The organism is Bacillus sp. BHET2 (assembly GCF_005938125.1).
Lineage (GTDB): Bacteria > Bacillota > Bacilli > Bacillales > Bacillaceae_B > Rossellomorea.
In genome coordinates, this window is record NZ_VCQN01000001.1 from 1,428,220 (window position 1) to 1,452,223 (window position 24,004).

24 protein-coding genes are annotated in these 24,004 nt (G+C 39.9%); 7 read left to right on the forward strand and 17 right to left on the reverse strand.

Features of this window, described 5'->3' with window-relative positions; translation table 11 throughout:
• Positions 1 to 64: 64 nt before the first annotated feature.
• From FGG79_RS07310 to cyoE, 7 genes are all read right to left on the reverse strand, one after another.
• Complete coding sequence (locus FGG79_RS07310; protein WP_138777054.1) at positions 65 to 526, reverse strand: DUF420 domain-containing protein; 462 nt, start codon at positions 524 to 526, stop codon at positions 65 to 67.
• 133 nt (positions 527 to 659) lie between these two features.
• Positions 660 to 1,568: a cytochrome c oxidase assembly factor CtaG gene (ctaG, locus tag FGG79_RS07315; RefSeq protein ID WP_138777055.1), complete on the reverse strand. Its 909-nt coding sequence runs from the start codon at positions 1,566 to 1,568 to the stop codon at positions 660 to 662.
• Between the two features lie 433 nt (positions 1,569 to 2,001).
• On the reverse strand, positions 2,002 to 2,334 hold the full coding sequence (gene ctaF / locus FGG79_RS07320) for a cytochrome c oxidase subunit IVB (protein ID WP_098350904.1): 333 nt from the start codon (positions 2,332 to 2,334) through the stop codon (positions 2,002 to 2,004).
• A 4-nt stretch (positions 2,335 to 2,338) separates the two neighbouring features.
• Positions 2,339 to 2,968: a cytochrome (ubi)quinol oxidase subunit III gene (locus tag FGG79_RS07325; RefSeq protein ID WP_138777056.1), complete on the reverse strand. Its 630-nt coding sequence runs from the start codon at positions 2,966 to 2,968 to the stop codon at positions 2,339 to 2,341.
• Entirely contained in the window at positions 2,968 to 4,785 is a 1,818-nt protein-coding gene (gene ctaD, locus FGG79_RS07330) for a cytochrome c oxidase subunit I (protein WP_481747269.1), read from the reverse strand. Before ctaD ends, FGG79_RS07325 begins: the two co-directional genes overlap by 1 nt.
• 80 nt (positions 4,786 to 4,865) lie before the next feature.
• Positions 4,866 to 5,942 (reverse strand): cytochrome c oxidase subunit II, encoded by a 1,077-nt coding sequence (coxB, locus tag FGG79_RS07335; protein WP_138777058.1) that lies wholly within the window; start codon positions 5,940 to 5,942, stop codon positions 4,866 to 4,868.
• Positions 5,943 to 6,045: 103 nt separating this feature from the next.
• Positions 6,046 to 6,960 carry a heme o synthase gene (gene cyoE / locus FGG79_RS07340; protein WP_138777059.1) on the reverse strand — a complete coding sequence of 305 codons (915 nt, stop codon included), beginning with the start codon at positions 6,958 to 6,960 and terminating at the stop codon, positions 6,046 to 6,048.
• A gap of 478 nt (positions 6,961 to 7,438) precedes the next feature.
• On the opposite strand from cyoE, the gene FGG79_RS07345 reads away from it, so the two are divergent.
• Positions 7,439 to 8,356 (forward strand): COX15/CtaA family protein, encoded by a 918-nt coding sequence (locus FGG79_RS07345; RefSeq protein WP_276607954.1) that lies wholly within the window; start codon positions 7,439 to 7,441, stop codon positions 8,354 to 8,356.
• A gap of 38 nt (positions 8,357 to 8,394) precedes the next feature.
• Here FGG79_RS07345 and pyc read toward each other — a convergent pair whose 3' ends face one another.
• The 4 genes from pyc to glsA form a co-directional block, all read right to left on the reverse strand.
• A complete protein-coding gene (pyc, locus tag FGG79_RS07350; protein ID WP_138777060.1) occupies positions 8,395 to 11,835 on the reverse strand; it encodes a pyruvate carboxylase in 3,441 nt (1,146 codons plus the stop codon).
• A 140-nt stretch (positions 11,836 to 11,975) separates the two neighbouring features.
• Complete coding sequence (locus tag FGG79_RS07355; RefSeq protein WP_138777061.1) at positions 11,976 to 13,193, reverse strand: FtsW/RodA/SpoVE family cell cycle protein; 1,218 nt, start codon at positions 13,191 to 13,193, stop codon at positions 11,976 to 11,978.
• A gap of 113 nt (positions 13,194 to 13,306) precedes the next feature.
• Positions 13,307 to 13,588 (reverse strand): Fpa/YlaN family protein, encoded by a 282-nt coding sequence (locus FGG79_RS07360; protein ID WP_113968349.1) that lies wholly within the window; start codon positions 13,586 to 13,588, stop codon positions 13,307 to 13,309.
• A gap of 238 nt (positions 13,589 to 13,826) precedes the next feature.
• On the reverse strand, positions 13,827 to 14,750 hold the full coding sequence (glsA, locus tag FGG79_RS07365; RefSeq protein WP_138777062.1) for a glutaminase A: 924 nt from the start codon (positions 14,748 to 14,750) through the stop codon (positions 13,827 to 13,829).
• Positions 14,751 to 14,890: 140 nt separating this feature from the next.
• Between glsA and FGG79_RS07370 the strand changes: the two genes are divergently transcribed.
• Positions 14,891 to 15,388 (forward strand): peptidyl-prolyl cis-trans isomerase, encoded by a 498-nt coding sequence (locus FGG79_RS07370; protein WP_138777063.1) that lies wholly within the window; start codon positions 14,891 to 14,893, stop codon positions 15,386 to 15,388.
• A 78-nt stretch (positions 15,389 to 15,466) separates the two neighbouring features.
• Here FGG79_RS07370 and FGG79_RS07375 read toward each other — a convergent pair whose 3' ends face one another.
• Positions 15,467 to 16,795, reverse strand: coding sequence for a PhoH family protein (locus tag FGG79_RS07375; RefSeq protein WP_138777064.1), 1,329 nt, complete (start codon positions 16,793 to 16,795; stop codon positions 15,467 to 15,469).
• Positions 16,796 to 16,973: 178 nt separating this feature from the next.
• On the opposite strand from FGG79_RS07375, the gene FGG79_RS07380 reads away from it, so the two are divergent.
• Positions 16,974 to 17,576: a YhcN/YlaJ family sporulation lipoprotein gene (locus FGG79_RS07380; RefSeq protein WP_138777065.1), complete on the forward strand. Its 603-nt coding sequence runs from the start codon at positions 16,974 to 16,976 to the stop codon at positions 17,574 to 17,576.
• Between the two features lie 55 nt (positions 17,577 to 17,631).
• Here FGG79_RS07380 and FGG79_RS07385 read toward each other — a convergent pair whose 3' ends face one another.
• Positions 17,632 to 18,087 carry a pyridoxamine 5'-phosphate oxidase family protein gene (locus FGG79_RS07385; protein WP_138777066.1) on the reverse strand — a complete coding sequence of 152 codons (456 nt, stop codon included), beginning with the start codon at positions 18,085 to 18,087 and terminating at the stop codon, positions 17,632 to 17,634.
• 187 nt (positions 18,088 to 18,274) lie between these two features.
• Here FGG79_RS07385 and FGG79_RS07390 point away from each other — a divergent pair, with 187 nt between their 5' ends.
• The gene (locus FGG79_RS07390; protein WP_138777067.1) at positions 18,275 to 18,475 is read left to right on the forward strand and encodes a YlaI family protein; all 201 of its coding nucleotides are present in this window, start codon (positions 18,275 to 18,277) and stop codon (positions 18,473 to 18,475) included.
• Positions 18,465 to 18,917 carry a hypothetical protein gene (locus FGG79_RS07395; protein WP_171050830.1) on the forward strand — a complete coding sequence of 151 codons (453 nt, stop codon included), beginning with the start codon at positions 18,465 to 18,467 and terminating at the stop codon, positions 18,915 to 18,917. The genes FGG79_RS07390 and FGG79_RS07395 overlap by 11 nt, the downstream gene beginning before the upstream one ends.
• A gap of 44 nt (positions 18,918 to 18,961) precedes the next feature.
• On the opposite strand, the gene FGG79_RS07400 is transcribed toward FGG79_RS07395, so the two are convergent.
• Entirely contained in the window at positions 18,962 to 19,270 is a 309-nt protein-coding gene (locus FGG79_RS07400; RefSeq protein WP_138777069.1) for a YlaH-like family protein, read from the reverse strand.
• 23 nt (positions 19,271 to 19,293) lie between these two features.
• On the reverse strand, positions 19,294 to 21,132 hold the full coding sequence (gene typA, locus FGG79_RS07405) for a translational GTPase TypA (RefSeq protein ID WP_138777070.1): 1,839 nt from the start codon (positions 21,130 to 21,132) through the stop codon (positions 19,294 to 19,296).
• 287 nt (positions 21,133 to 21,419) lie between these two features.
• Between typA and FGG79_RS07410 the strand changes: the two genes are divergently transcribed.
• Complete coding sequence (locus tag FGG79_RS07410) at positions 21,420 to 21,605, forward strand: YlaF family protein (RefSeq protein ID WP_138777071.1); 186 nt, start codon at positions 21,420 to 21,422, stop codon at positions 21,603 to 21,605.
• Between the two features lie 219 nt (positions 21,606 to 21,824).
• Here the strand turns inward: FGG79_RS07410 and FGG79_RS07415 are convergent, their stop codons facing one another.
• Entirely contained in the window at positions 21,825 to 22,622 is a 798-nt protein-coding gene (locus FGG79_RS07415) for an inositol monophosphatase family protein (RefSeq protein WP_138777072.1), read from the reverse strand.
• A 359-nt stretch (positions 22,623 to 22,981) separates the two neighbouring features.
• Positions 22,982 to 23,176 (reverse strand): hypothetical protein, encoded by a 195-nt coding sequence (locus tag FGG79_RS07420; RefSeq protein ID WP_138777073.1) that lies wholly within the window; start codon positions 23,174 to 23,176, stop codon positions 22,982 to 22,984.
• 180 nt (positions 23,177 to 23,356) lie between these two features.
• Here FGG79_RS07420 and FGG79_RS07425 point away from each other — a divergent pair, with 180 nt between their 5' ends.
• Positions 23,357 to 23,977, forward strand: a complete 621-nt coding sequence (locus tag FGG79_RS07425) for a YktB family protein (protein ID WP_138777074.1) — start codon at positions 23,357 to 23,359, stop codon at positions 23,975 to 23,977.
• Positions 23,978 to 24,004: the final 27 nt, after the last annotated feature.

Sequence of the window (24,004 nt, forward strand, 5' to 3'; positions counted from 1 at the left end):
TTTGCCTTTATTTGATTCATACGAAAAAAACTGCCATGTTAACATTCATGACAGGTTTCCTTCATTAATAACCCAGGATGGCTCTGATAGCAGATGTTGTTTCTCCGCCCTTGTAGAAAACATAAAGAAGCATATAAACAGCAACGCCTGTTATGGCAGTAAAGAACCAAATGAAGCTCGTAATTGGTCCAAGCTTCCGATGCCTCTTCAAACGATCGTTATAACCTGTCCAGAGGCTCAAAATACCAAACACAGCGCCTACTGTAGCCAAAGTAATATGAAAAACTAAGAAAATCGTATAATAAAGCTTGATAGAATCAGGTCCACCAAAAGAGGTATTTCCGATAAAAATGGTTCTACTTAAATAGATGATGAAGAAAGTGAGCGCAAAGATCCCTGCAAGTGTCATCGTCTTCTGATGTTGCTCGATCTTTCTCTGTTTAATCTGCCACCAGCCGATGGCCACTGTAATAGCACTCAACACGATAAAACTTGTGCTAATGGAAGGTAATATAGGTAAATCCATCTGGTTTCCTCTCTTTTCTTAAAAATTATTAATCAGGTCAGGAATATTGATTCCCCTTCTTCAAGGCGATAATAACATAACCTATGTACTTTCAGGGACAACTGATCTAAAAGGTGTTATCCCTATCCTCTCTTTATTGTTCAGGCAATGTCGAATCGACTACAGGATCGTAGGAAAGATTTTCTTGCTGCTCCTGATCCTTTCGATACCACTGGAAGAATAAATTAAAGAGAACGACTCCAAATACAATTTCCTGCACGATTTTCATCAGTACTCCACCTAACTGCTGGTCGTTCAGGGTAGACATGGACGTAAACAATTCCGGCCCTGTCAATGTCAATCCTTCAAGTGTATTCACCGGCACACAAAGTGATAATGCCTGAAGCCATTCATTTGGGTCATAATAGGTCGCATACATTGGATTTTCAGCAAAAATGATTAATCCGCATGCAGGAGTTAATAATACAGCACTTCCAAGTATATATCCCATTCGTTTTAATCCGCTTAGTTCAATATCATCATCCACAGGGTTAATCAATGGCCACCACATAAATAATGATAGAAGAAACAATATGAAGGTGGTCAAGGAGTGTAAAGTAATATCTGTTCGGACGTTATCAAAAATTAACGGGATATGATAAACCGAGAAGACCAAGTTGAATGACAATAAAGAAATAAGAGGCTTAGTCATAAAGGTGAATACCTGCTTCACTACCGGTAATCCGAGTGTTGCTTTCCACAACCAGTTTGGTATACCTAAAATCATTAAGGGAGTAAATACGAGATATAAAAAAGCCATCTGCGTCATATGAGCAGAGAATAAGATCCCACTCAATACTTCAACGGGTGATCCCTTAATCGCATACAATAGAATCATTGAAGAAAGAAAAAATGCAGCTTGTTTCACCGTCAGCTTTTTACTTTCTTTGAAACTATCTCTCCACTTTATTGTAATTAAAAAATAAAGGACTGTCAGGAACGTTAGAGTCATGAGAAAAAACGGACTCCATAACGCCATAAATCCAAAAATACCCAAAGGCATTCTCTCACCTCATTTCACATTTAACACCTATTATCATTATACTGACAACCTGCACTCACTTCAATGCAAGGTCATGACAAGTTCTTGACAATTCGAAAAGTGGAGGGGCTTTGCCCAGAGGCGACAAGCATATGGCGAACCTGCCGGAAAGGCGCTCTTTGCCTTTTTGGCAGGTTTGACTTATGACCTCGAGCCTCTAAGCCCCGGAGCTGGACAATTCGAAAAGCGGAGGGGCTTTGCCCAGAGGCGACAAGCTTAAGGCGAACCTGCCGGAAAGGCGCTCTTTGCCTTTTTGGCAGGTTTGACTTATGACCTCGAGCCTCTAAGACCCGGAGCTGGACAACTCGAAAAGCGGAGGGGCTTTGCCCAGAGGCGACAAGCTTCTTCTCTACTTCTGGCACAAAAAAAGTCAGCCAAATGGCTGACTTCTCCTTTAGATCCAAACAATTGTTAAAAATGTTAACACTGTGATAAATGCAACAAGTGCACCAGAATACAAGAATAATGAAGGTGCTTCATGTCCTTTATGACTCATATGCATGAAGTAATAAAGTTGAAAAATGAGCTGAACGACTGCTAGTAAGAGTATGAACGGTACAATAAAATACTTGTCAAAATCTCCTGCGACAGCAATAAATGCAACTAATGTTAAGAAAATCATTAACATAAAGGACGTTAACTGCATTCTCATGTCTTCTGCATTCTTTTTACGACGATATTCGTAATCTACACTTGGGTTACCTGAATTTGATTGTTGATTCGCCATCAGTTTATCCCACCATTCCCATTAAATATACTACTGTAAAGATAAATACCCATACAACGTCGATAAAGTGCCAGTATAAAGAAGCTAAATAGAACTTCGGAGCGTTATATAGATTCAATCCACGGTTAGCATTACGAAGCATTAAGCTTGTAATCCATAGGAGACCGAAAGCGACGTGACCCCCGTGGAATCCTACTAGTGTGTAAAAGGCGGAACCAAAAGCACTACTAGTAAATGTATGTCCGTATTCATGTACATAATGATTAAACTCATAAATCTCCAATCCAAGGAACCCTGCTCCCAATAACACGGTGATTAATAACCAGGCTTGCATTCGTTGGAAATTAAAGTTTTTCATATGGTACATGGCGTACACACTTGTCAATGAGCTTGTTAAAAGAAGCATCGTTGCTAAAAACGAAAGCGGTAAATCAAAAAGATCCGTTGTTAGTGCATGACTATCACTTGGAACTCTGTTTTTTAGCGCTAAATATGTTGCGAAAAGTGATCCGAAAAGGACTGTTTCCCCACCAAGGAAAAACCAGAAGCCCATAAATTTATTTTTCCCCTCAAGGGTTGCCTTTTCAGGGGAGGCTGGCCAGGTCTTTGGCGTGAATTTCTCTTCAGCGTGCATTATGCCTTACCCCCTTTATCGTCATCCATCAAATCTTCTTTATGAACATGATAACCGTGATCATCTACAACAGAGCGAAGGAACATTGATCCTAAAGTGATAAGCATACCAATAATCAGTACTGGAAGTGCCCAAGCTTTATCATCCACGTGATACATAGCACCGAACGCGGCGATAAATAATCCCAATGAAATAAAGAATGGAAGAATGGAATTATTAGGCATATGGATATCACCAATTGGTTCAGCAGGAGTCAAGTCTTTCTTCCCTTCCATTTTTTCTAACCAAAAAGCGTCTAATCCACGGATAAGTGGTGTTTGCTTAAAGTTATAAAATGGTGGAGGTGATGGGATTGCCCACTCAATGGTACGTCCGTCTCCCCAAGGATCATTTGCAACTTTCACACCTTTAACTTGTGTGACGATTACATTGATCACAAGAACGATAACCGCTACGCCCATGAAGCCGGCACCGATTGAACTGATCAAGTTTCCAGTTTCAAACCCTTGACCAGGTAAGAATTTCCACACACGACGAGGCATCCCCATTAAGCCAAGGAAATGCTGAATGAAGAATGTTAAATGGAATCCGATGAAGAATAACCAGAAAGAAATTTTCCCTAGGAAATCATTTAACATGGTTCCAAACATCTTAGGCCAGTAGTAATGTACTCCTGCGAGTAATGCAAAGACCACACCACCAACGATTACGTAGTGAAAGTGAGCAACAACGAAATACGTATCATGGAACTGATAATCTGCTGCTGCAGATGCAAGCATGATACCCGTTACTCCACCGGCTACGAATGTAGGAATGAATGCTACAGCGTAAAGCATTGGAGTCGTAAATCTCAAACTTCCCCCCCACATGGTAAGAAGCCAGTTAAAGATCTTGATACCAGTTGGAACGGCAATAGCCATTGTAGCTACTGCGAAGATTGCATTTGCAATCGGTCCTAAACCTACTGTGAACATATGGTGAGCCCATACCATGAAGCCTAAGAAACCGATTAATACGGTTGCAAATACCATGGATGAGTAACCAAATAAACGTTTTCTTGAGAAATGTGGAATGATCTCAGAGAAAATTCCGAATGCAGGCAATACAAGGATGTATACCTCTGGGTGACCGAAAATCCAGAAGAAGTGTTCCCAGATAATCGTATTACCGCCATTCGCAACATCGAAGAAATTCGCTCCAAACATGCGATCAAATAACATTAAGAATAAACCTACTGTTAAGGCTGGAAATGCGAATAAAATAAGTGCAGATGTAACTAATACTGTCCAAGTGAACAATGGCATACGCATGTAGGTCATCCCTGGAGCACGCATATTAATAATGGTAACAAGGAAGTTGATACCACCTATTAGTGTACCTGCACCGGCAATCTGCAATCCTAAAACATAAAAGTCGATTCCATGACCCGGTGATGCCATGGAAAGAGATGCGTAGGATGTCCACCCTGCATCTGGTGCTCCTCCCATAAACCATGATAAGTTAAGGAATACTCCACCTAAGAAGAATAACCAAAAACCTAATGAGTTCACGAAAGGAAACGCAACGTCACGAGCACCGATTTGTAATGGTACAACCGCATTCATGAATGCGAATATTAGCGGCATGGCAGCCAAGAATATCATCGTTGTACCGTGCATTGTTAATAATTCGTTGTATAAACCTGCACTAACAAAATCATTGTTAGGAACTGCAAGTTGTATACGAATGATAAGAGCTTCTAAACCGCCGACTAGGAAGAAAAATCCTCCCGACATAAGGTAAAGGATGGCGATCTTCTTATGGTCTACAGTTGTCATGTAATCCCATACAGTCGCGCCGAAGCCTTTTTTCTGTGCATAGCTACTCACGATTAAACCTCCCTTTTACTAATCCCCAATTAATCTTGAACTTTTAAACCCATTAAATATTCTGCAAGTGCATCAATTTCATCTTCCTGCAGGTTACCATATGTACCTGTCATTTTATTGCCTGGTTTGTACTGCTCAGGATCAGTTATCCAGTTTTTAAGCTCTTCTTTATTATGATCCAAAACTCCAGCAATACGGCTACGTTCACCGAAGTTAGATAAGTTTGGAGCAAGTCGAGCTGATTCTGGTCTTCCATCCTGTGGTGATACCGCGTGACAGCTTAAGCATTTTTTGTTGAAGATTTCTTGTCCTTGTTGAGCTATATCAGAAGTCGGTTTAGGCTCTCCTGCATTTTTCATATCTTCAACCCATGCTGTAAATTCTTCTTTAGGAAGCGCTTTAACTTTAAAGTCCATCAAAGCATGAGAAGGCCCACATAGCTCAGCACATTTCCCATAAAATGTTCCGCCTGCTTCTTCGGATTTTTTTCCGTCAAATTCAAGGAAGAATTTGTTTACACCATCAACGTTTGTATCAATCTTTCCTCCTGCAGCAGGGATCCAGAATGAGTGTTTTACATCAGAAGCTGTCACATTGAAATATACCTTTTGATCAGTAGGGACAACTAAGTCTTGAGATGTAATGATTTTTTCATCGGGATATTCGAACTCCCACCAGTAAAGGTTGGCACGAACATTTACAACCAATGCCTCACGATTACCGTCTGCATCTTTTTTGTCCATGGCCTTTGTATCTGCTAACTGGAATGTTGCAGTTACAGTAGGCACAGCCAAGATTAGAAGAAGGATGATTGGAACAACTGTCCACACGATTTCAAGTGTGTGACTACCTTCAACTTGTTTTGGGATTTTTGTATCCCCTTTCTTTCTACGGAAACGAACAATCGCAACCATATAGACGACCATGACTACAATGATAACCAATACCATAATTAATGTAGCTAGTATCATCAGATCATATTGTGTCTGTGCTACTTCACCAGCTGGCTGCAGTGTGGAGAGAAATGGCTCTCCACAGCCAGAAAGAACTAGCGCCAACATTGCTACAATCGAGAATAAGCGCCACTTAGATAGCCTTGCTTTCATAGCTTAATCAAACCCCTCTTTCATGTAATGTACTTTGGAATAAAACAAGGACTCATAAAAAATATCTATTTGGATTTCTTATCAGAAAGAATTCCCACTAATCTTAAAGTACCGTAACGATGACCATTGCTACGAACAAGATAGTTAAATAATTTAATGAATAGACAAACATCAGCTTAGACCACTTGATATCGTCTTTCATTTTATAACCTGCCAAACCGAGTGCCAGCCAGCCAATATTAAAGGCTGTCGCAAGAACAAAGAAGAAGACTCCAAGGTCCATCAAGAAGAACGGTAATGGCAATAATGCCGCAACCCATGCCACGATATGATGCTTTGTTGTAGCGAATCCCTTGACTACTGGGAGCATTGGTATATTCGCTGCTCGATATTCTTCCACTCTCTTCATCGCTAATGCGTAGAAATGAGGAGGCTGCCAGATAAACATCATAAGAAATAGTACCCAAGCAATCGGATCAAGATTTCCATCTACTGCTGCCCAGCCGATTAATGGCGGAACCGCGCCAGAGATACTTCCAACGATGGTGTTACTCACATATTTTCTCTTAGACCACATTGTATATAATACAACGTAACTAAATACCCCTACCAGACCGATTACACCTGCAGTGACCGTTGTCATAAACAACATAATGAGACCCACTGCAATCATGATGAACCCGAGCATCAACGCCTTGGGTCCATTGATTTTGCCTGTTACGGTTGGACGTTCCTTCGTTCGTTCCATCAAGTGATCAATGTCTCGATCGTATACATTATTAATTGTGCAGGAACCAGCAATAATTAGAGAAGAACCTATCAACGTAAGAAACATTGTATCCAGGGAATTTAGAAAGTGTGTATTCGTAAAGTAAAAAGCTAACCACATTCCTGTAAAGGTTGTAATTAAATTAGAATTAACGATACCAATTTTGATGAGTGCTAAAAAATCCTTCCAAGCAGTTGAAGCTGTCACATCTGCTTTTTCAATGTCTGTCATCATTCGACTATTAGACATTTTTTTCCTCCTCTCTATAAAAAGCAAGAGGTACACTGTCACCTCTATACTATATAGGAAATGATTAACTATTTCTATATGCATCTGTAAATTCATTCATAGATAAGAAATAGTATATATGCTATCAATATTATATTAAACCATATATTTTTTCCTTTTTGGGGGAGAATTAGGCAATAATGTGAAGAAATTGTGAAGAAAGAAAATCGCAGAGAATTCTTCAAATTTCTACAAACATTTTAATCTCATCATACCATAAAACAGGGCTAAGCGCTTACAGATTTTGTTTTTCATCAAATTAGTCCATCTCTACTATTATTATTCACTATAGACTTAATATAAATGCTCATAATTCTGTAACATTTTATCGGTTGAGTTTTAGAGACCTTTTATGTATTATCGTAGGGGCATATATATTTTTCTACTATATTTATTTATAGAAAGTGTGTAGAGTCTATTAATTAAGAAGGTGAATAGATTGCATAAAGGTGTTCACAAAGGATTAAAGTGGCTTTCTGTTCTAACTACTCTTGGTATGCTATTTGTTCTATTAGGAGGAGCCCTGGTAACGAAAACCGAATCCGGGATGGGCTGCGGGAGGTCTTGGCCACTTTGTAACGGGCAATTGATTCCAAGTGATATAACGTTTGAGCTTGTTATAGAATTAGCACACCGGGTCGTATCAGGTGGTGTAGGTTTATTAGTAGTTGCATTATCGATTTGGTCTTGGAGAGCCATCGGGTATAAACGGGAAACGAAACTTCTTGCAGCCCTATCATTCTTTTTCTTGGTCTTGCAAGGACTTATCGGAGCTGCAGCCGTTTTATGGGGACAATCAGATTTCGTCCTTGCTCTGCATTTCGGTATTTCTCTTATTTCCTTTGCATCCATTTTATTATTGACGCTTCTCATATTTGAAGTAGATCAGAAATTTGAAGCGAATTCATTGAACATCAATAAGCGTATGAGATTTCATACAGTTGGAGTTACGCTATACAGCTATCTTGTCGTATACACCGGTGCTTTAGTGAGGCATACGGAGTCAAGCCTTGTTTGTAAAGATTGGCCATTATGCGTCAACTCTTCCCCAGGGCTGCCCACAAATCTGTATGAGTGGATTCAAATGGGCCACAGGGCTGCTGCTGCTTTCATTTTCATATGGATCGCTTACATTACTTTCATTGCAATTAAAGAACATAAGCAACAGAAAGTGATTTACTGGGGCTGGATCATTGCTTTTACCCTCGTATGCCTACAAGTGTTTTCAGGTGCGCTTATCGTCTTCACACGACTGAATCTGGCGATAGCCTTGATGCACGCTTTAATTATTGCATGTCTGTTTGGATTACTCTGTTACCTTAACCTCCTTGCTTCAAGAAGTAAGCGTAGAGAATAGAAAAAAAGGATTCCGAGATTTGTCTCGGAATCCTTTTTTTATGCTTTATTCACTTCAATGAGTAAATCACCAGGACTGATTGCATCTCCATTTTGTACATAAATATCTTTTACCGTTCCTGCAAAAGGAGCTTGTACGGTCGTTTCCATTTTCATGGCTTCTGTGATCATTAAATGATCTCCCTTTTCAACCGTTTCACCCTTTTCTGTTATAACCTTGATTACGGTTCCAGGCATGGAAGCACCAATATGACTTTCATTTTTAGCGTCAGCCTTCATTTTCTCAGCAACCGTAGATTTAATGCTTTCATCTTTAATGACGATTTCGCGAGGCTGTCCATTCAATTCGAAATAAACGATTCGTGTACCGTCTGCCTGAGCTTGGCCCATGGAGACGAGCTTAACAATGAGTGTTTTCCCTGTTTCAATTTCCACTTCAATTTCTTCACCAAGCCTCATGCCAAACAAGAAGGTTGGTGTATCGAGCACGGAAATGTCTCCGAATTGGTCCATCGTTTGGGCATATTCCATAAACACTTTTGGATACAGCGCATATCCCAACGCATCAAAGCTAGTGACTGGACGCTGAAGCTCTTCGAATAACTTCTCTTTAAGGGCTGTGAAATCTACATCATCCAGTAGCTCTCCAGGGCGAACGGTTAATGGATTGCGTCCCTTCAAGATAACTTTCTGTAATGCATCTGGGAATCCACCGTGGGGCTGTCCAAGGTATCCCTCAAATAATTCTACGACCGAATCAGGGAAATCAATTTTTTCTCCTTTTCCAATCACATCTTCTTCTGTTAATTCGTTTTGAACCATGAATAATGCCATGTCCCCTACAACTTTAGAAGATGGAGTGACTTTAACAATATCTCCGAAGAGATGATTGACTCTTGCGTACATTTCTTTTACTTCTTCCCAGCGATGTCCCAATCCAACGGCTTTAGCTTGTTGCTGAAGATTGCTGTATTGTCCCCCTGGCATTTCATGCTTGTATACTTCTGAATGAGGTGACATCATGCCGCTCTCAAAATCTGTATAGTACTTTCGTATATCTTCCCAGTAGTGAGAAAGTGTTTCCAAGGATGTAATATCTACATTTGGTTCTCTTTCCGTTCCTTTTAAAGCGTAGTAAAGGGTATTGGCACTCGGTTGAGATGTTAGACCGGACATCGTACTCAGAGCTGTGTCCACAATATCCACACCTGCTTCAACAGCTCTTGCATATGTGTATATCCCGTTTCCACTCGTATCATGGGTGTGTAAATGGATTGGCAAGTTGACTGTATCTTTCAGTTCTGAGATAAGTCGGTAAGCTGCCTGTGGCTTGAGGAGTCCCGCCATATCCTTTATCGCTAATATATGGGCTCCGCTTGCTTCTAACTCTCTTGCAAGATTCTTATAGTAATCAATACTATATTTTGTACGGGTCGGATCATCAATATCGCCCGTATAACAAATGGCTGCCTCAGCAATTTTACCGCTTTGTCTTACAGCATCAATGGCGACTTCCATCCCCTTTACCCAGTTTAAACTGTCAAATATCCTAAAGACGTCAATGCCGGCAAATGCTGATTTCTCCACGAATTCCCTAATAACATTATCAGGATAGTTCTTATATCCAACGGCATTCGAAGCTCTCAGGAGCATTTGGAAAAGGACATTTGGAATTCGTTCCCTCATTGTTAATAATCGATTCCATGGATCTTCCTTTAGGAAACGGTACGCTACATCAAATGTTGCGCCTCCCCACATTTCGTAAGAAAACATATCCGGAAGTAACTGGGAAGTAGGTTCCGCTATCTGCTTGAGATCATTGGTCCTAACCCGGGTAGCCAGCAGGGATTGATGGGCATCCCGGAATGTCGTATCAGTTAATAATACTGAGTTCTGTTCTTTCACCCAATTAACCAGTCCCTCTGCTCCATGCTGATCCAAGATTTGTTTGGTACCAGGTTTGAACTCCTTTTTCACATCAATGGACGGTACTCTCGGCTTTTGGAACACGGGCTTTTTCTTCTGCTCAATTCCCGGGAAACCATTGACGGTTACATTTCCGATATACGCAAGCATCTTCGTTCCCCTGTCTTTACGTTTTGGGAAAATGAAGAGCTCAGGAGTAGTGTCGATAAAGGATGTATCGTACTGACCCGAAATGAAATTTTCATGCTTTACGACATTTTCCAGAAACGGAATGTTCGTCTTGATGCCACGAATTCTAAATTCTTGGAGATTTCTGACCATTTTGGATGCAGCTTGGTCAAATGTAAGTGCCCACGTAGAAAGCTTAACAAGCAGAGAATCATAATAGGGTGTAATGACCGCTCCCTGAAATCCGTTACCAGCATCAAGGCGTACGCCAAATCCGCCTCCAGAGCGATATGCCATTATCTTTCCGGTGTCTGGCATGAAATTATTTAATGGATCCTCTGTGGTAACACGGGATTGAATCGCAAATCCATTCGTTCTGATGTTATCCTGAAGAGGAATCCCAAGCTTTTCACTATGGAGGGCATGTCCTTCTGCAAGCATTAATTGAGATTGGACGATATCTACCCCAGTTACCATTTCAGTAATAGTATGTTCCACTTGAACACGCGGGTTCACTTCGATGAAATAGAATTGATTATTAGCAACTAAGAATTCTACAGTTCCGGCATTCACGTATTTCACATTATCCATCAATCTTACTGCAGCTTCGCAAATATCCTCTCTCAACTGATCAGTTAAAGAAACCGATGGAGCAATTTCAACTACTTTTTGGTGACGTCTTTGGATTGAGCAATCACGTTCATATAGATGAACAATGTTTCCGTCTTCATCTCCAAGAATCTGTACTTCAATGTGCTTAGGATTCTCCACAAACTTCTCAACATATATTTCATCGTTCCCAAATGCTGCTTTAGCTTCAGATTTCGCACGCTCATAAGCTTCCTTAAGACTTTCCAGGTTGCGGACAATACGCATTCCACGTCCTCCACCACCTAATGAAGCTTTAATGATGATCGGAAATCCATGGTCTTTCCCGAAGCTAATGACCTCTTCTAGTGTCTCTACAGGTCCATCCGTCCCGGGAATGACCGGAATATTCGCAAGTTGTGCCTGATGACGTGCTTTCACTTTGTCACCAAACATATTTAAATGCTCTGAGTGTGGTCCTACAAAGGTGATTCCTTCTTCTTCACATCGTCTCGCAAAATGAATATTTTCCGATAAAAAGCCATAACCGGGATGGATGGCATCGACGTCTGCAGTCTTAGCAATCCGAATGATCCCCTCTATATCTAAATAAGCATCAATAGGTTTTTTCCCTTCTCCTATTATATAAGCTTCATCTGCTTTATAACGGTGATACGAACCTGAATCTTCCTTACTATAGATCGCAACGGTCCTAATATTAAGTTCTGTACAGGCACGGAATACTCTGATGGCAATTTCGCCGCGATTTGCTACTAGTACTTTTTTAATTTTCTTCAATACTCTCTCTCCTTTTGGCTATTCATGATTGATTTTCCTTTATTGAAGTCTATGAAAAAAGGGCTGACCCGAAAGATAATTAGAAGTATCTTAGGGGGCAGACCCTAGACTTAGAGTTTTAGATACTCTATCAAAGTGACCTACATTTTTACACCATATATTTTTTTGCTATTATCCATATTCTCCGAAGGAAAGCCATTTTCCTTCTTTGTTTTATATTTTTCTTCATATTTTACGAACATCGACACATTTACAAGGACACCCATCGACAAAGATAGCACCAAGAGGGAAGACCCTCCGTAACTGATGAATGGTAGGGGGACTCCTGTGATCGGAATTAATCCCGATACCCCTCCCAGATTGATAAATGCCTGAATCCCGATCATACATGAAATGCCGATGGCAAGCATCGTTCCGAAGGGATCCTGACATTTCACGCCTGTATAGATCCCTCTGAGGACGATATAAGACAATCCGAGTATGACAAAGCTTACTCCAAATACACCCAGCTCTTCAGCAATAATGGCCATAATAAAATCGGTTTGTGGCTCAGGTAGATAGCCCAGCTTCTGCACACTTTGTCCCAAACCAAGCCCCTTCACCCCGCCTGAACCTATGGCAAGGTAGGAGTTCACCAAGTGATACCCCTCTCCCTGTGCATATTTGAACGGGGAAAGATAGGCTTCAATCCTGCTAAGTCTTTCTTCAGTAAAGATAAAGCCTCTTGCCAAATAAATGACCGGGGAAAGAGCAATAAAGAACCCCACCCCTAAGCCCCCAAGCTTAAAGAATGTTTTGAAACTAATCCCTGAGCATGAGATGACAATCGCTCCAATCGCAAAAATGATGGCAGCTGTCCCAAAGTCAGGCTCCAGAAATACCAAGAAACAAATAAAGCCCAGAAACAGTAATGGTGGTGCCAAGCCTTTATTGAAGTCATCTATGTATGCTTGTTTCTTGGAATATACTGATCCAAGGTAAATAATGACGGCAAGCTTTGCGAATTCCGATGGCTGAATTGGCATGAAGCCTAGGTTGATCCAACTTTTGGCGTTATTTACTTCATAACCGAATAAATGAACCCCTATTAATAAGCCAATGATCATGATCATAAGTCCTTTGATGATTTTATTCACCTGGAAGGCTTTGTACGGAAACCATGCTGCAATCGTAAATGCACTGAAACCGATGATGATATTAAGCATCTGCCGCTTATAAAAGTGGTCACTATCCCATCCGAATCGTTCCACAGCCATCACCATACTTGCACTATAAATCATAACAAGACCAAACAAACAAAGAAATACGTATACAGCGATCAACGAATAGTCATAGGACTTTGCAATTTTTTTAATCATGACATTCAACCCTTTTTCTCTTATATCATTTTAATACAACGTAATTATTCAGAATCGTTAACAAAAAAACTCAAACAACAGGTCTATGCAGTGTTTGAGTTGTCATGACTATTTTACTTTTTTGTAGATGCTTCATGAAGGGCAGAAAGTTGTCTTTCTAAAGAATCTATCAGTTCTTTTCCATCTTGATCATCTACCAGCCCTAAACGGACTGCAAATTCTATTTCACGAGATAATCCGAACATTTGGGTATCCAATACTTCCTCATAAAGAGGGCATTGGGGCATCGTTAAATTATCCATTTGCACCTTAATAAGTTGTAAAATTTTCTCTGCGTCGGCCTTTAAAAGTTCATAGGCTTTTTCTCGATGATTAATTGTCATTTCTGACGCCACAGTGATCCCCCCATTCCGAACAAATAGCTTTCCTGTCTTAAAATTTTATCGTTAAATCGCAGAAATTGCAAGAAAAATAAGTGTTTTCCACTGGATTCAATGACAGAATTTCGAATAATATTTGTAGGAGGATCTTTTTCCGATTTTTATCAGCTCATTCCTTTTTCTTCTGATGTTATTATAGATATACAGTCAATTTCCTCAATCAGCACTATATATCGGTGTCAACGCTTTCCCATTAAAATATACTCCATGAATATTCTTCACTAAGCATTTCAAGCAACTTTAATCCAGCGCTGCTATTTCCGACATCATCCAATGCTGGCCCAAAGATCCCAATTCCGCACTTACCGGGAACGGCTCCCATAATTCCTCCTGATACGCCACTCTTTGCAGGTATCCCGATTTTAATGGCGAACTCACCTGATGTATTATACATTCCACATGTTACCATGAATGTTTTACAGACTCTTGCTACATCCCTGGTAATGATTTCTCTTCCACTTTCAGGATCTACACCGTCATTCGCAAATACGGCCCCCATCTTTGCAAGATCTACACAGCTCATTTCCACTGCGCATTGCTTTGTATAGAGGACAAGTAAATCTTCTACATTCCCTGTAATCACTCCATGCTGCTTCATGAAATAACATAAAGATCTGTTTAAGTGTGCTGTTTGCAATTCTGAATAGGCTACATCCTCATTATAAGAGACTGTATCGCCGGTCATATGGTTGATGAATTCAATTAGCCGTTGCCACTTTTCCATACCTGTGTTTCCCTTGATCATATTCGTCACGGCCAGTGCGCCGGCATTGATCATCGGATTTAGGGGCTTTGATGGTTTATGGGTTTCAAGTTTTGCAATGGAATTAAACGGATCCCCGGTCGGTTCCATCCCTACCTTCGAAAAGACATACTCCTCCCCGTAATCCATCAGCACAAGAGCAAGGGTAATGACCTTCGATACACTTTGTAACGTGAATTTTTTTAAATGATCACCTGCATAGCAAGAGCTGTTATCTAATGTGTAAATACTAATCGCCAAGTCAGTGGGATTTTGATCCCTTAGTGCAGGTATATACTCTGCCACTCTGCCTTCCGCTGCAAAAGGTCTAGCCCGTTCAACCAACTCTGCCAACAGTTCTTGTGTTTTTATCATTCTAAACATCAGCTCCTTCTGTCCTACCTATAGTTTCCCTAATTTCCTCCTTTAAAAACGCTGTAAATGCTTTCATCCATATGTGACAAACCCAATAAGAACATTTATACTGTTAGTAACAGCGAGAGGAGGAATCTGAAGTGGAAAGTATTGTACCTATAAAAGGAAAAGTGAAATTCACCATAACATTGGATGCCGGTGTTTGGATATTTGATGATCGTAAAGTGGATTTAACTACATATTTCGAGGAAACGCATGAACCCGTTGACGAGTTAGAAGAATATACAAAGGCCGTTTCGAAGCATTGGTCCAGAGAAATTCAAGAGGGCGCCACATATCCCCCTACACTTAAAACAGAAAAAAAATATGAAAAAGAAAAGATCCTAAATGGAACGTTCGCTATTCCATTAGCCCCTTTTCTTATTAATGCTGAACCTTTCGAAGAAGCCACTACCATTGTGATCGAAACCGAAACCACGGAACATCCCATTGATCTCGCCCAGTCAGATCAGCTTTTAATTGGATTCTCGAAAGAAGGGAAACCTTTAAAGGAAAATGGTCCTGTTCATATTTATTTCAAAGATGGATCAAATAGAGAAAACCCTATTACCAATGTAAGAGCGTTCCGCGTGGAATAAAGGGTATGAAAAAACCGGTTCAGGAACCCCTGAACCGGTTTTTTCATACGTTATAAATGTGTTTCTTATCCACCCGCGTTATAGAAGATCAGCTGCCAACTGTGCAAGACCCGATCTTTCACCTTTCATTAGCTTCACATGCCCAGCTAGCTTTTGATCTTTGAATTTTTCTACCACGTACGTCAAGCCGTTATTATATTCATCAAGATACGGGTGATCAATCTGAGCCGGATCCCCCATCAATACGATTTTACTCCGCTCCCCAACACGGGTTAAGATCGTTTTCACTTCATGTTTCGTCAAATTTTGAGCTTCATCAATGATGATATATTGATCAGGTATACTTCTACCTCTTATATAGGTTAAAGCTTCTACTTCGATTGATCCCATTCCAGCCAGAATATCATCCAGCTCTCCTGGCTTTTTCGTATTAAACAAGTATTCCAGGTTATCGTATATGGGTTGCATCCACGGTCTCAACTTCTCCTGTTTTTCACCTGGCAGATACCCTATATCTTTTCCTACTGGAACGATTGGGCGGGCGACGAGCAGTTTATTAAATTTATTGAAATCCTCTGTCTGTAACAGTCCCGCTGCAAGTGCCAATAGTGTTTTTCCTGTACCCGCTTTCCCAATCATAGTCACGAGCGAAATATCATCCCGTAATAATAGTTCAGTTGCCATTGTTTGTTGGACGTTTCGGGCTTTAATTCCCCACATATGCTCTTGATCGTATACTAATTTTTTCACTTTCAGGCCAGTGGCATCAACCATTCCGAGTGCCGATGCTGAGCTCCCCAAAGCATCTTTCATGATCAGAAATTGATGGGAATAAAATCGCTGTTTTGTTATATCTGTCAGGGTCAATTCCCCTTTATCATAAAATTTATCAAGAAATTCTCTCTCAGTGTAAAGTTCGATAAAACCTGTATAAATGTCATTCACTTCAATGACCCTGTCACTCAGGAAATCCTCGGCCTGTAACCCCAATGCATCAGCCTTTACCCGGACAAGAGTATCTTTACTAACCAATATGACCGATTTACCATCCTTTTTCGATTCTTCCTCAAGAGAAAGATTTTTAGCTACGGCAATGATTCGATTATCATTTGTCTTCTCAACGAATATATCTTGAAGCTGCTGAAATGAGCGGTGATTAAGTTCAATCCTTAATGATCCACCTGTATAAAGTGGGATTTTTTCATGGAGCTTTCCTATTTGCCGTAGATTATCTATCAGTTTCGATACATGTCTTGCGTTTCTTCCGATTTCATCCATATAACGCTTTTTGGAGTCCACTTCTTCTAAAACGACTGCAGGTATAACCACCTCATTATCCTGGAAAGAAAAGATGGCTTGTGGATCTTGTAATAAGACATTGGTATCTAATACATAAATTTTTTTCAAATCGATGCCTCCTGCTCCTGATTTCTTATTACTATTGTATGTAGCCAATGTTGTTCCGGTTATTCCCAGCTACTCAAATAGGACGGCCCGTTTCTTAAAATATATGAATAAACGCATAAAGATAGAAGAAAATTACACAATAAGAAAAGATATTGATTCTAATTCGGGAGGTATTCACATGTTAAAGCTCATCTCTCTACTTATGGTAACCATTATTCTTGGAGCATGCGCCAACAATAATGATGTGGGGTATAAAAATGATGCGAACAGTCAAAATAATAAACCGATAACCGTTCAGGATAGCAATATTCAACAAGTTGAACGAAAGTCTGGCCAACAAATATCAAAGCATCTAGTTGATTTGACCACCAGTGTCCCAGATGTAAAAGACGCAACAGCTGTCGTCATTGGAAAATATGCTTTTGTTGGAATCGATATCGACTCCAACGTGGAGCGATCTCAAGTGGGATCTATCAAATACTCTGTCGCTGAAGCCCTTCAACATGACCCCTACGGTGCAGAAGCAATCGTGATTGCAGATCCTGATCTATTCGCTCGTCTGAAAGAGATAAGCAAGGATATACAAAGAGGCGAACCCGTGCAAGGAATTATGAATGAGCTTTCTGACATTTCAGGAAGGCTAATGCCTGAAATTCCTAAATCATTGAAACAAACAGATCCGGAAAATGCACCAAATGAACCTAAGAAGAAAATGAATAATAAAAAAGAGAAACAGCTTAAGAACAAACAAGAAGATCAAACGTACGATAAGATCGATTGATTCGCACTCTGTGATGTCCCATACATGAGAAGAAGCCATGAAAAAGCTTAGTACTCTAAGCTTTTTTCATGGCTTCAATTACTTGACGGTCCAAACGGTCAGCGGCTTTCTTATCATATGTTTTCTCATAGGAAGGCACAGCTGATATTTTCGATCCATAAAACATGACATCTCTCACTTCAATAATCGCAAGTTTAACAAGCGTCAGTTTTAACGGAACCCCATTTAATTTCTCTTGGGAGACCTCTGCTTTCCCGCTTATAGAATAAGTTGATTCATTTGCAATTAAATTCACCACAACAAGTGGATTGCCATTAATATTTTGAATAATTCTTGACCGTTGATCCACGGCAAACAACAACGTATGCTCATCACTTGCAAGAATCCAAGATATTGCACTTACATTCGGCCCATTCGTTTCATAATCAACGGTAGCAAGTGTAACGAACCGCTCTGACTGAAGTTCTTCGAATAACACAGGAATTAAACTGGGTTCGACTTGATTAGCCATACAATCCCCCCTAATGATGCCTCATATTCTCTCTAAGCGCTTCTTTTCAATCTTGATTCATCTTGATTATACTATACCAAATTCTATTGTTAAAAGCATACATGAAAGTTAAATAAAGCGTTTGACTATACTACATGATATACTAAAAAGACTAGACTTATGATTAGAACAAGTAGAGGTGAAATAAATGAGAGTAAAGTGTGCTTTGTGTGAAATAATTGAAAATATCGATGACTATTCCTTACAAGCCAAGAAATTGCGCAACAGACCAATTCATACGTATATGTGTGAAAAATGTCATGAACGCATCAAAGAAAAGACGGAAGATCGTGTATCGACTGGAAACTTTCGTTTTTACCGTTCTCCTCAAGTAGAAGATGACTTTTAAAACCTTCGGAACAGGCATGGTACTTGGTCTTGTTTCTGGTGCATTCTTAGGTTTTTTTCTTAAAGTGATGCAAGCATGGACAGGCATAAAGGTTTATGTACTTTTATTGAATGTGGATTTCATTCCTTTGTTGGGGGAATTCAACCTCCCTGAATGGCTTGAATTTTTGTTTCACTTACTCATTTCATGTTTCATCGGTGTATTGTTTGTGTACTTGGTGAAAAGAATGAAACTTTCAATGAAGGGAACTTGGATTCTTTCCTTTCTATTGACTTTGCCGACAATATTCCTTTACTTCCCCCTTTCTTATCTGGCAGTGAAGGAGGTCCCGGCATTGTTAAATGGCGCGGCCATTCTCTTATGGGCAACAGGTCATTTCCTTTATGCCTTGACTCTACTGCCACTCTATAAGGTCTTACTGAAGTCCGAAACCAGAAAATAAAAAAAGCTGTAGTCCCTACGTGAGGGACTACAGCTTTTTTATGCTTAAAAGGTGCCTTTTTTCTTTTCGTTGTTAAGACGGATCTTATAAATCACTAAAATCATTGCCGCTACAACCAATCCTTCTGCGACAGGCAGAAAGATGCCGAGAAATGTCAGGACAGTGCATCCGATAATAAGAAAAGTATAAATCAGGATGGATTTCATCACCGGCAGCTTCTTCGCAAAACCGAGCTTATAAACTAAGATCGAGAGACCAACTATGGTTAAATAAAGCAACCACATACCCATTTCCGCATTTTGGTCAACACGGTAAAGGGATGCGAAAAAGGACAAACGCTCCGTTACATCCATTTCCTACTCCCCCTTCACTTAGTTTATTGAGATACCTTATTTTTCTTTTCAGCTCTTTCACGTTCATTTTTATCAAGAACTTTTTTACGGAGACGGATTGATTCTGGTGTTACTTCACAATACTCATCATCATTTAAATATTCAAGAGATTCCTCGAGTGTCATGATTCTTGCCTTCTTAATAGTTACTGTTTGATCTTTATTAGCAGAACGAACATTTGTCGCCTGTTTCAGCTTTGTGATATTAACAGTAATATCATTTTCTCTCGTATGTTCCCCGACGATCATACCGCCATAGATTTCTGTTCCGGATTCAACGAAGATGATACCTCGATCTTCCACTTGCATAATTCCGTATTGAGACGCTTTTCCAGTTTCCATCGATACTAGAACACCTTGGCGACGTCCACCTACGCGACCTTTTTGAAGTGGTTGATAGCTGTCGAATGTGTGATTGATGATACCATAACCACGAGTAAGGGTCATGAACTCTGTTGAATAACCGATTAATCCACGTGCAGGTACCATGAACATCAGACGAACCTGGCCATTACCGTTGTTCACCATATCCAGCATTTCACCTTTACGTTGACCAAGTGATTCGATTACGCCACCCATATATTCTTCAGGAATATCGATTTGAACACGTTCAACAGGCTCACTCTTCACGCCATCGATTTCTCTGATGATAACCTGTGGTTTCGATACTTGTAATTCGTACCCTTCACGACGCATGTTTTCAATCAGGATGGAAAGGTGAAGCTCTCCACGACCGGATACTGTCCATGCATCAGGTGAATCAGTTGGTTCAACACGCAAACTCACATCTGTTTGAAGTTGAGCCATTAAGCGCTCTTCAATTTTTCTTGAAGTAACGAACTTACCTTCTCTCCCTGCAAATGGGCTGTTGTTCACTAAGAACGTCATTTGAAGAGTAGGCTCGTCAATGCGAAGAACCGGAAGTTGATCTTGATGTTCAACAGGACAAACCGTTTCACCGACGTTAATATCTTCCATTCCTGAAACAGCGATTAAATCTCCCGCTTTTGCTTCTTGGATTTCTTCACGCTTTAATCCGAAGAAACCGAAGATTTTCGTCACACGGAATTGTTTGACAGATCCATCAAGTTTCATTAGTACAACCTGTTGACCTACCTTCATTGTTCCTCTGAAAACGCGACCGATACCGATACGACCAACATAGTCATTGTAATCAAGCAGTGCAACTTGGAATTGAAGAGGATCTTCAGAGTTGTCTACTGGTGCAGGGATTTGCTCGATGATGGACTCATATAAGCACTGCATGTTTTCATCTTGCTTCTCTGGATCTGGATCTTTACTTGCCGTTCCATTGATAGCAGATGCATATACAACCGGGAATTCAAGCTGTTCATCATTGGCGTCAAGTTCAATGAATAATTCCAATACTTCATCAATTACTTCTTCAGGACGTGCTGACGGCTTGTCAATTTTATTCACTACAACGATTGGTGTAAGATTTTGCTCTAGTGCTTTTTTCAGAACGAAACGAGTTTGGGGCATACACCCTTCATACGCGTCCACTACTAATAAAACACCATCTACCATTTTCATGATACGTTCTACTTCACCACCAAAGTCAGCATGCCCTGGTGTATCAAGAATGTTGATACGTGAGTCTTTATATTGAATCGCCGTATTTTTCGCAAGGATTGTAATACCGCGTTCTCTTTCTAGATCATTTGAATCCATCGCACGTTCTGAAACTGTTTCATTTTCGCGGAAGATTCCAGATTGCTTTAAAAGCTCATCTACTAATGTCGTTTTCCCATGGTCAACGTGAGCAATAATAGCAATATTTCTAAGGTCATTTCTTAATTTCATATTTCCACTCCTGAATATTGGATTTCTTTATAGTGTAAAAGATAATATATTTCAGTTCAACTAGACCATTATATCACAGCATTGACAAAAGCCCTAATAATTATTTCAAATCCTTCATTCAAACCTACTAATCGTTTCCATATAGAATGAATTTATTCTTTCTCTCAAACCGTCCATTACCCATTGCACATTCGTAAATAGATAGGTAAAATTCAATAGGAATAGTAGATTACAATCAGTGAACGTACCAGCTTAATAAACAGTCAACATTTTTTGGGGGTTATTATATGGGAAACATCAAGTGGATTTTTGTACTTTTTTCAGTTTTGGCCGCAGTTTCATTGATGGGAATAGCGGTTTCAATCAGCCTGCAAAGTTTTTTACTGGCAGGAGCAAGTATCATATGTTTATTTATTGTGATGGGGTTTGGTTTCAAGACAAAGAAGAAATATCGGGAAGAAGGAAAGCTTTAAGGAGCAGGTTGATTTCGTAAACGGTGTTGCTTTACAAATTGGCAGCTGGTGGTTGATAGTCAGAGTCCTCGTTTTTAGAATTGGGTAATTTTACCACATTACACTACAAACAGCTTTCTAAGCATGCGTTTCTTACTGCTATTAAAACAACAATCTTAACAAGATAAGTCAATTAAAAAAAGGGAGATCCGGACAGACACTGCCCGGATCTCCTTTTTTTTACCTTTTCCGATGAAGATAATCTGTTAATATAGTTTGATGCAAACCAGGTTTCCCTACAAAGACAGAGCTTTTGTTTAGCGGATTCAAAGGATCCCCTTCAAGGTCGGTTACAACCCCTCCGAGCTCCTCTATCATTATTTTCCCTGCAGCAAAATCCCATGGTGCAAGACGCATTGTGAGATATGCATCAAGTCTTCCAGAAGCAACATATGCAAGTTCAAGAGCAGCCGACCCATACGAGCGGGTCCCCCGTACATCCTGTACTAATGGAGAAAGGATGGTTGGGTCAATACGTTTATTATCCGTAACCCAAAGTGCATTCAATGCTACAATGGCATCCTGAACCGGTACAGAGTCGAGTTTGGGCAGCTTAACATCATTCATAAAGACCCCTTGACCCTTGCTAGCAAAATAAAGTTCATCGTGTACCACGTCGTATATGTATCCTAACTTTCCCTCGTCTCCATCATAAATACCAATTGAGATAGCAAAGTTTCGTTGTTGATGGACAAAATTCATCGTTCCATCGATAGGGTCGATAATCCAGGTGATACCTGATAATTCTTTAAAATCATCACCGTACCCCTCTTCACCCAATATTTGATGATCTGGGTATGTGGTACGAATGTTTTCGGTAAAATAACGCTCTGTCGCTTCATCCATGTCCGTAACCAAATCATTACGGTTTGATTTCGTTTTAATACTCAACTCTGTTTTGAATGACTGACGAATCCTCTCGCCGGCTTCCTGAATCCATGTTCTAACATTTTGATCTAAATCAGTCCAATTCGTCATATATCTTTAGCCTCCAGTGTGTGTAACATAAATCTGTATCGCCATTTCTAATATGGTCAATTGAGTTAATGTTGAATCTGGGTTCGTAGATTCAAAAACGATGTGCTTAACTAATTACCTTAATGGATTATGTAGTCTCTTTCAAGTGATTGAGCTCAAAAAGGGGGGGGTACGTATACTGAAAAGGGAAAGGGATTTTATACAAGTTAAATAAGAACATTCAATTTATCCTTAGTAAAGCAATTGTAAGGGAGGGGGTTTTCTCCATAAAAAAGCGAACTCTCTAACCACTATGAGCTCGCGTTCAAAAGTAGATTATTTAATCCGCATACTTTATATCCATTGAGAGGATCAATGCTCTATAAGGCCTTCATCTTCATAAGCTCTTCTCGAATGTTCATAAGCTTTTGTTTAGATTTGTTTTGCGTTTCTGTATTCTTCGTTTGAATTGCCTCGAACAATACAGCTAATTCATAATCCATTTCCAGTCTCAATACATTCATTCTTTGCTGTTGGACATCTCGTTTTTTTGAAGTGTTCATTACTTGTTTCATGGCCATACACCCCTTCCGGTTTTTCGTTTTATCTGATTGTTCTGATAATATTTACTACATGTTATGAAGTTTCCCTTCATCTTGTAACTAAAATGTGCAGACACCCATGGATAAGTCAATTGACTTCAAGCTTGTACCCTATTATGGTAAGATACTACTTGGATACAAGGAGGTTACACCATGACATTTAAAGGTTTCACAAAAGAAGATTTCAATGTTTTCACAATTGTTGGGCTTGAAGACCGAATGACTGCCATCCAGGAACAGGTTAGACCAAAACTGGAATTACTCGGTGATCATTTCGCTCCCACTTTAAGCGCCTTGACAGGAGATGAAATGTTTTACCACGTTGCAAAACATGCTCGCCGATCAGTTAATCCTCCTGATGATACATGGGTTGCATTTGCGAATAATAAGCGAGGGTATAAAAAGCATCCTCATTTTCAAATTGGATTGTGGGAAACCCATGTGTTTATTTGGTTTGCAATGATCTATGAAGCTCCAAATAAAGCTGAATTCGGTAAAAAGGTCGAAGAAAAGGCTGTTGAGATAAGATCATTGATTCCTGGTCATTTTGTTTGGTCAGGAGATCACACAAAACCGGATGCTACGCCTTTTTCTTCCCTGTCTCAGGAACAATTCGTTGCTTTAAGTGAAAGAGTTCAAAATGTAAAAAAGGCTGAACTGCTTTGCGGACTTCATTTAGATCGTGAGAAAGTCATTAGTCTTACAGGTGATGAACTACTTAAAAAAATAAAAAGTGCCTTTGAAACACTTTTACCCCTTTATAAAATGAACTAAACCATATGCCTGTCGGGAATAATACAG

Excerpts from the sequence above, each read along its gene's own strand:
- FGG79_RS07310 (WP_138777054.1), bottom strand. The coding sequence starts at position 526 with ATGGATTTACCTATATTACCTTCCATTAGCACAAGTTTTATCGTGTTG.
- ctaG (WP_138777055.1), bottom strand. The coding sequence starts at position 1,568 with ATGCCTTTGGGTATTTTTGGATTTATGGCGTTATGGAGTCCGTTTTTT.
- ctaF (WP_098350904.1), bottom strand. The coding sequence starts at position 2,334 with ATGGCGAATCAACAATCAAATTCAGGTAACCCAAGTGTAGATTACGAA.
- FGG79_RS07325 (WP_138777056.1), bottom strand. The coding sequence starts at position 2,968 with ATGCACGCTGAAGAGAAATTCACGCCAAAGACCTGGCCAGCCTCCCCT.
- ctaD (WP_481747269.1), bottom strand. The coding sequence starts at position 4,785 with ATGACAACTGTAGACCATAAGAAGATCGCCATCCTTTACCTTATGTCG.
- coxB (WP_138777058.1), bottom strand. The coding sequence starts at position 5,942 with ATGAAAGCAAGGCTATCTAAGTGGCGCTTATTCTCGATTGTAGCAATG.
- cyoE (WP_138777059.1), bottom strand. The coding sequence starts at position 6,960 with ATGTCTAATAGTCGAATGATGACAGACATTGAAAAAGCAGATGTGACA.
- FGG79_RS07355 (WP_138777061.1), bottom strand. The coding sequence starts at position 13,193 with ATGATTAAAAAAATTGCAAAGTCCTATGACTATTCGTTGATCGCTGTA.
- glsA (WP_138777062.1), bottom strand. The coding sequence starts at position 14,750 with ATGATAAAAACACAAGAACTGTTGGCAGAGTTGGTTGAACGGGCTAGA.
- FGG79_RS07380 (WP_138777065.1), top strand. The coding sequence starts at position 16,974 with ATGTTAAAGCTCATCTCTCTACTTATGGTAACCATTATTCTTGGAGCA.
- FGG79_RS07385 (WP_138777066.1), bottom strand. The coding sequence starts at position 18,087 with ATGGCTAATCAAGTCGAACCCAGTTTAATTCCTGTGTTATTCGAAGAA.
- FGG79_RS07390 (WP_138777067.1), top strand. The coding sequence starts at position 18,275 with ATGAGAGTAAAGTGTGCTTTGTGTGAAATAATTGAAAATATCGATGAC.
- FGG79_RS07395 (WP_171050830.1), top strand. The coding sequence starts at position 18,465 with ATGACTTTTAAAACCTTCGGAACAGGCATGGTACTTGGTCTTGTTTCT.
- FGG79_RS07400 (WP_138777069.1), bottom strand. The coding sequence starts at position 19,270 with ATGGATGTAACGGAGCGTTTGTCCTTTTTCGCATCCCTTTACCGTGTT.
- typA (WP_138777070.1), bottom strand. The coding sequence starts at position 21,132 with ATGAAATTAAGAAATGACCTTAGAAATATTGCTATTATTGCTCACGTT.
- FGG79_RS07410 (WP_138777071.1), top strand. The coding sequence starts at position 21,420 with ATGGGAAACATCAAGTGGATTTTTGTACTTTTTTCAGTTTTGGCCGCA.
- FGG79_RS07415 (WP_138777072.1), bottom strand. The coding sequence starts at position 22,622 with ATGACGAATTGGACTGATTTAGATCAAAATGTTAGAACATGGATTCAG.
- FGG79_RS07420 (WP_138777073.1), bottom strand. The coding sequence starts at position 23,176 with ATGAAACAAGTAATGAACACTTCAAAAAAACGAGATGTCCAACAGCAA.
- FGG79_RS07425 (WP_138777074.1), top strand. The coding sequence starts at position 23,357 with ATGACATTTAAAGGTTTCACAAAAGAAGATTTCAATGTTTTCACAATT.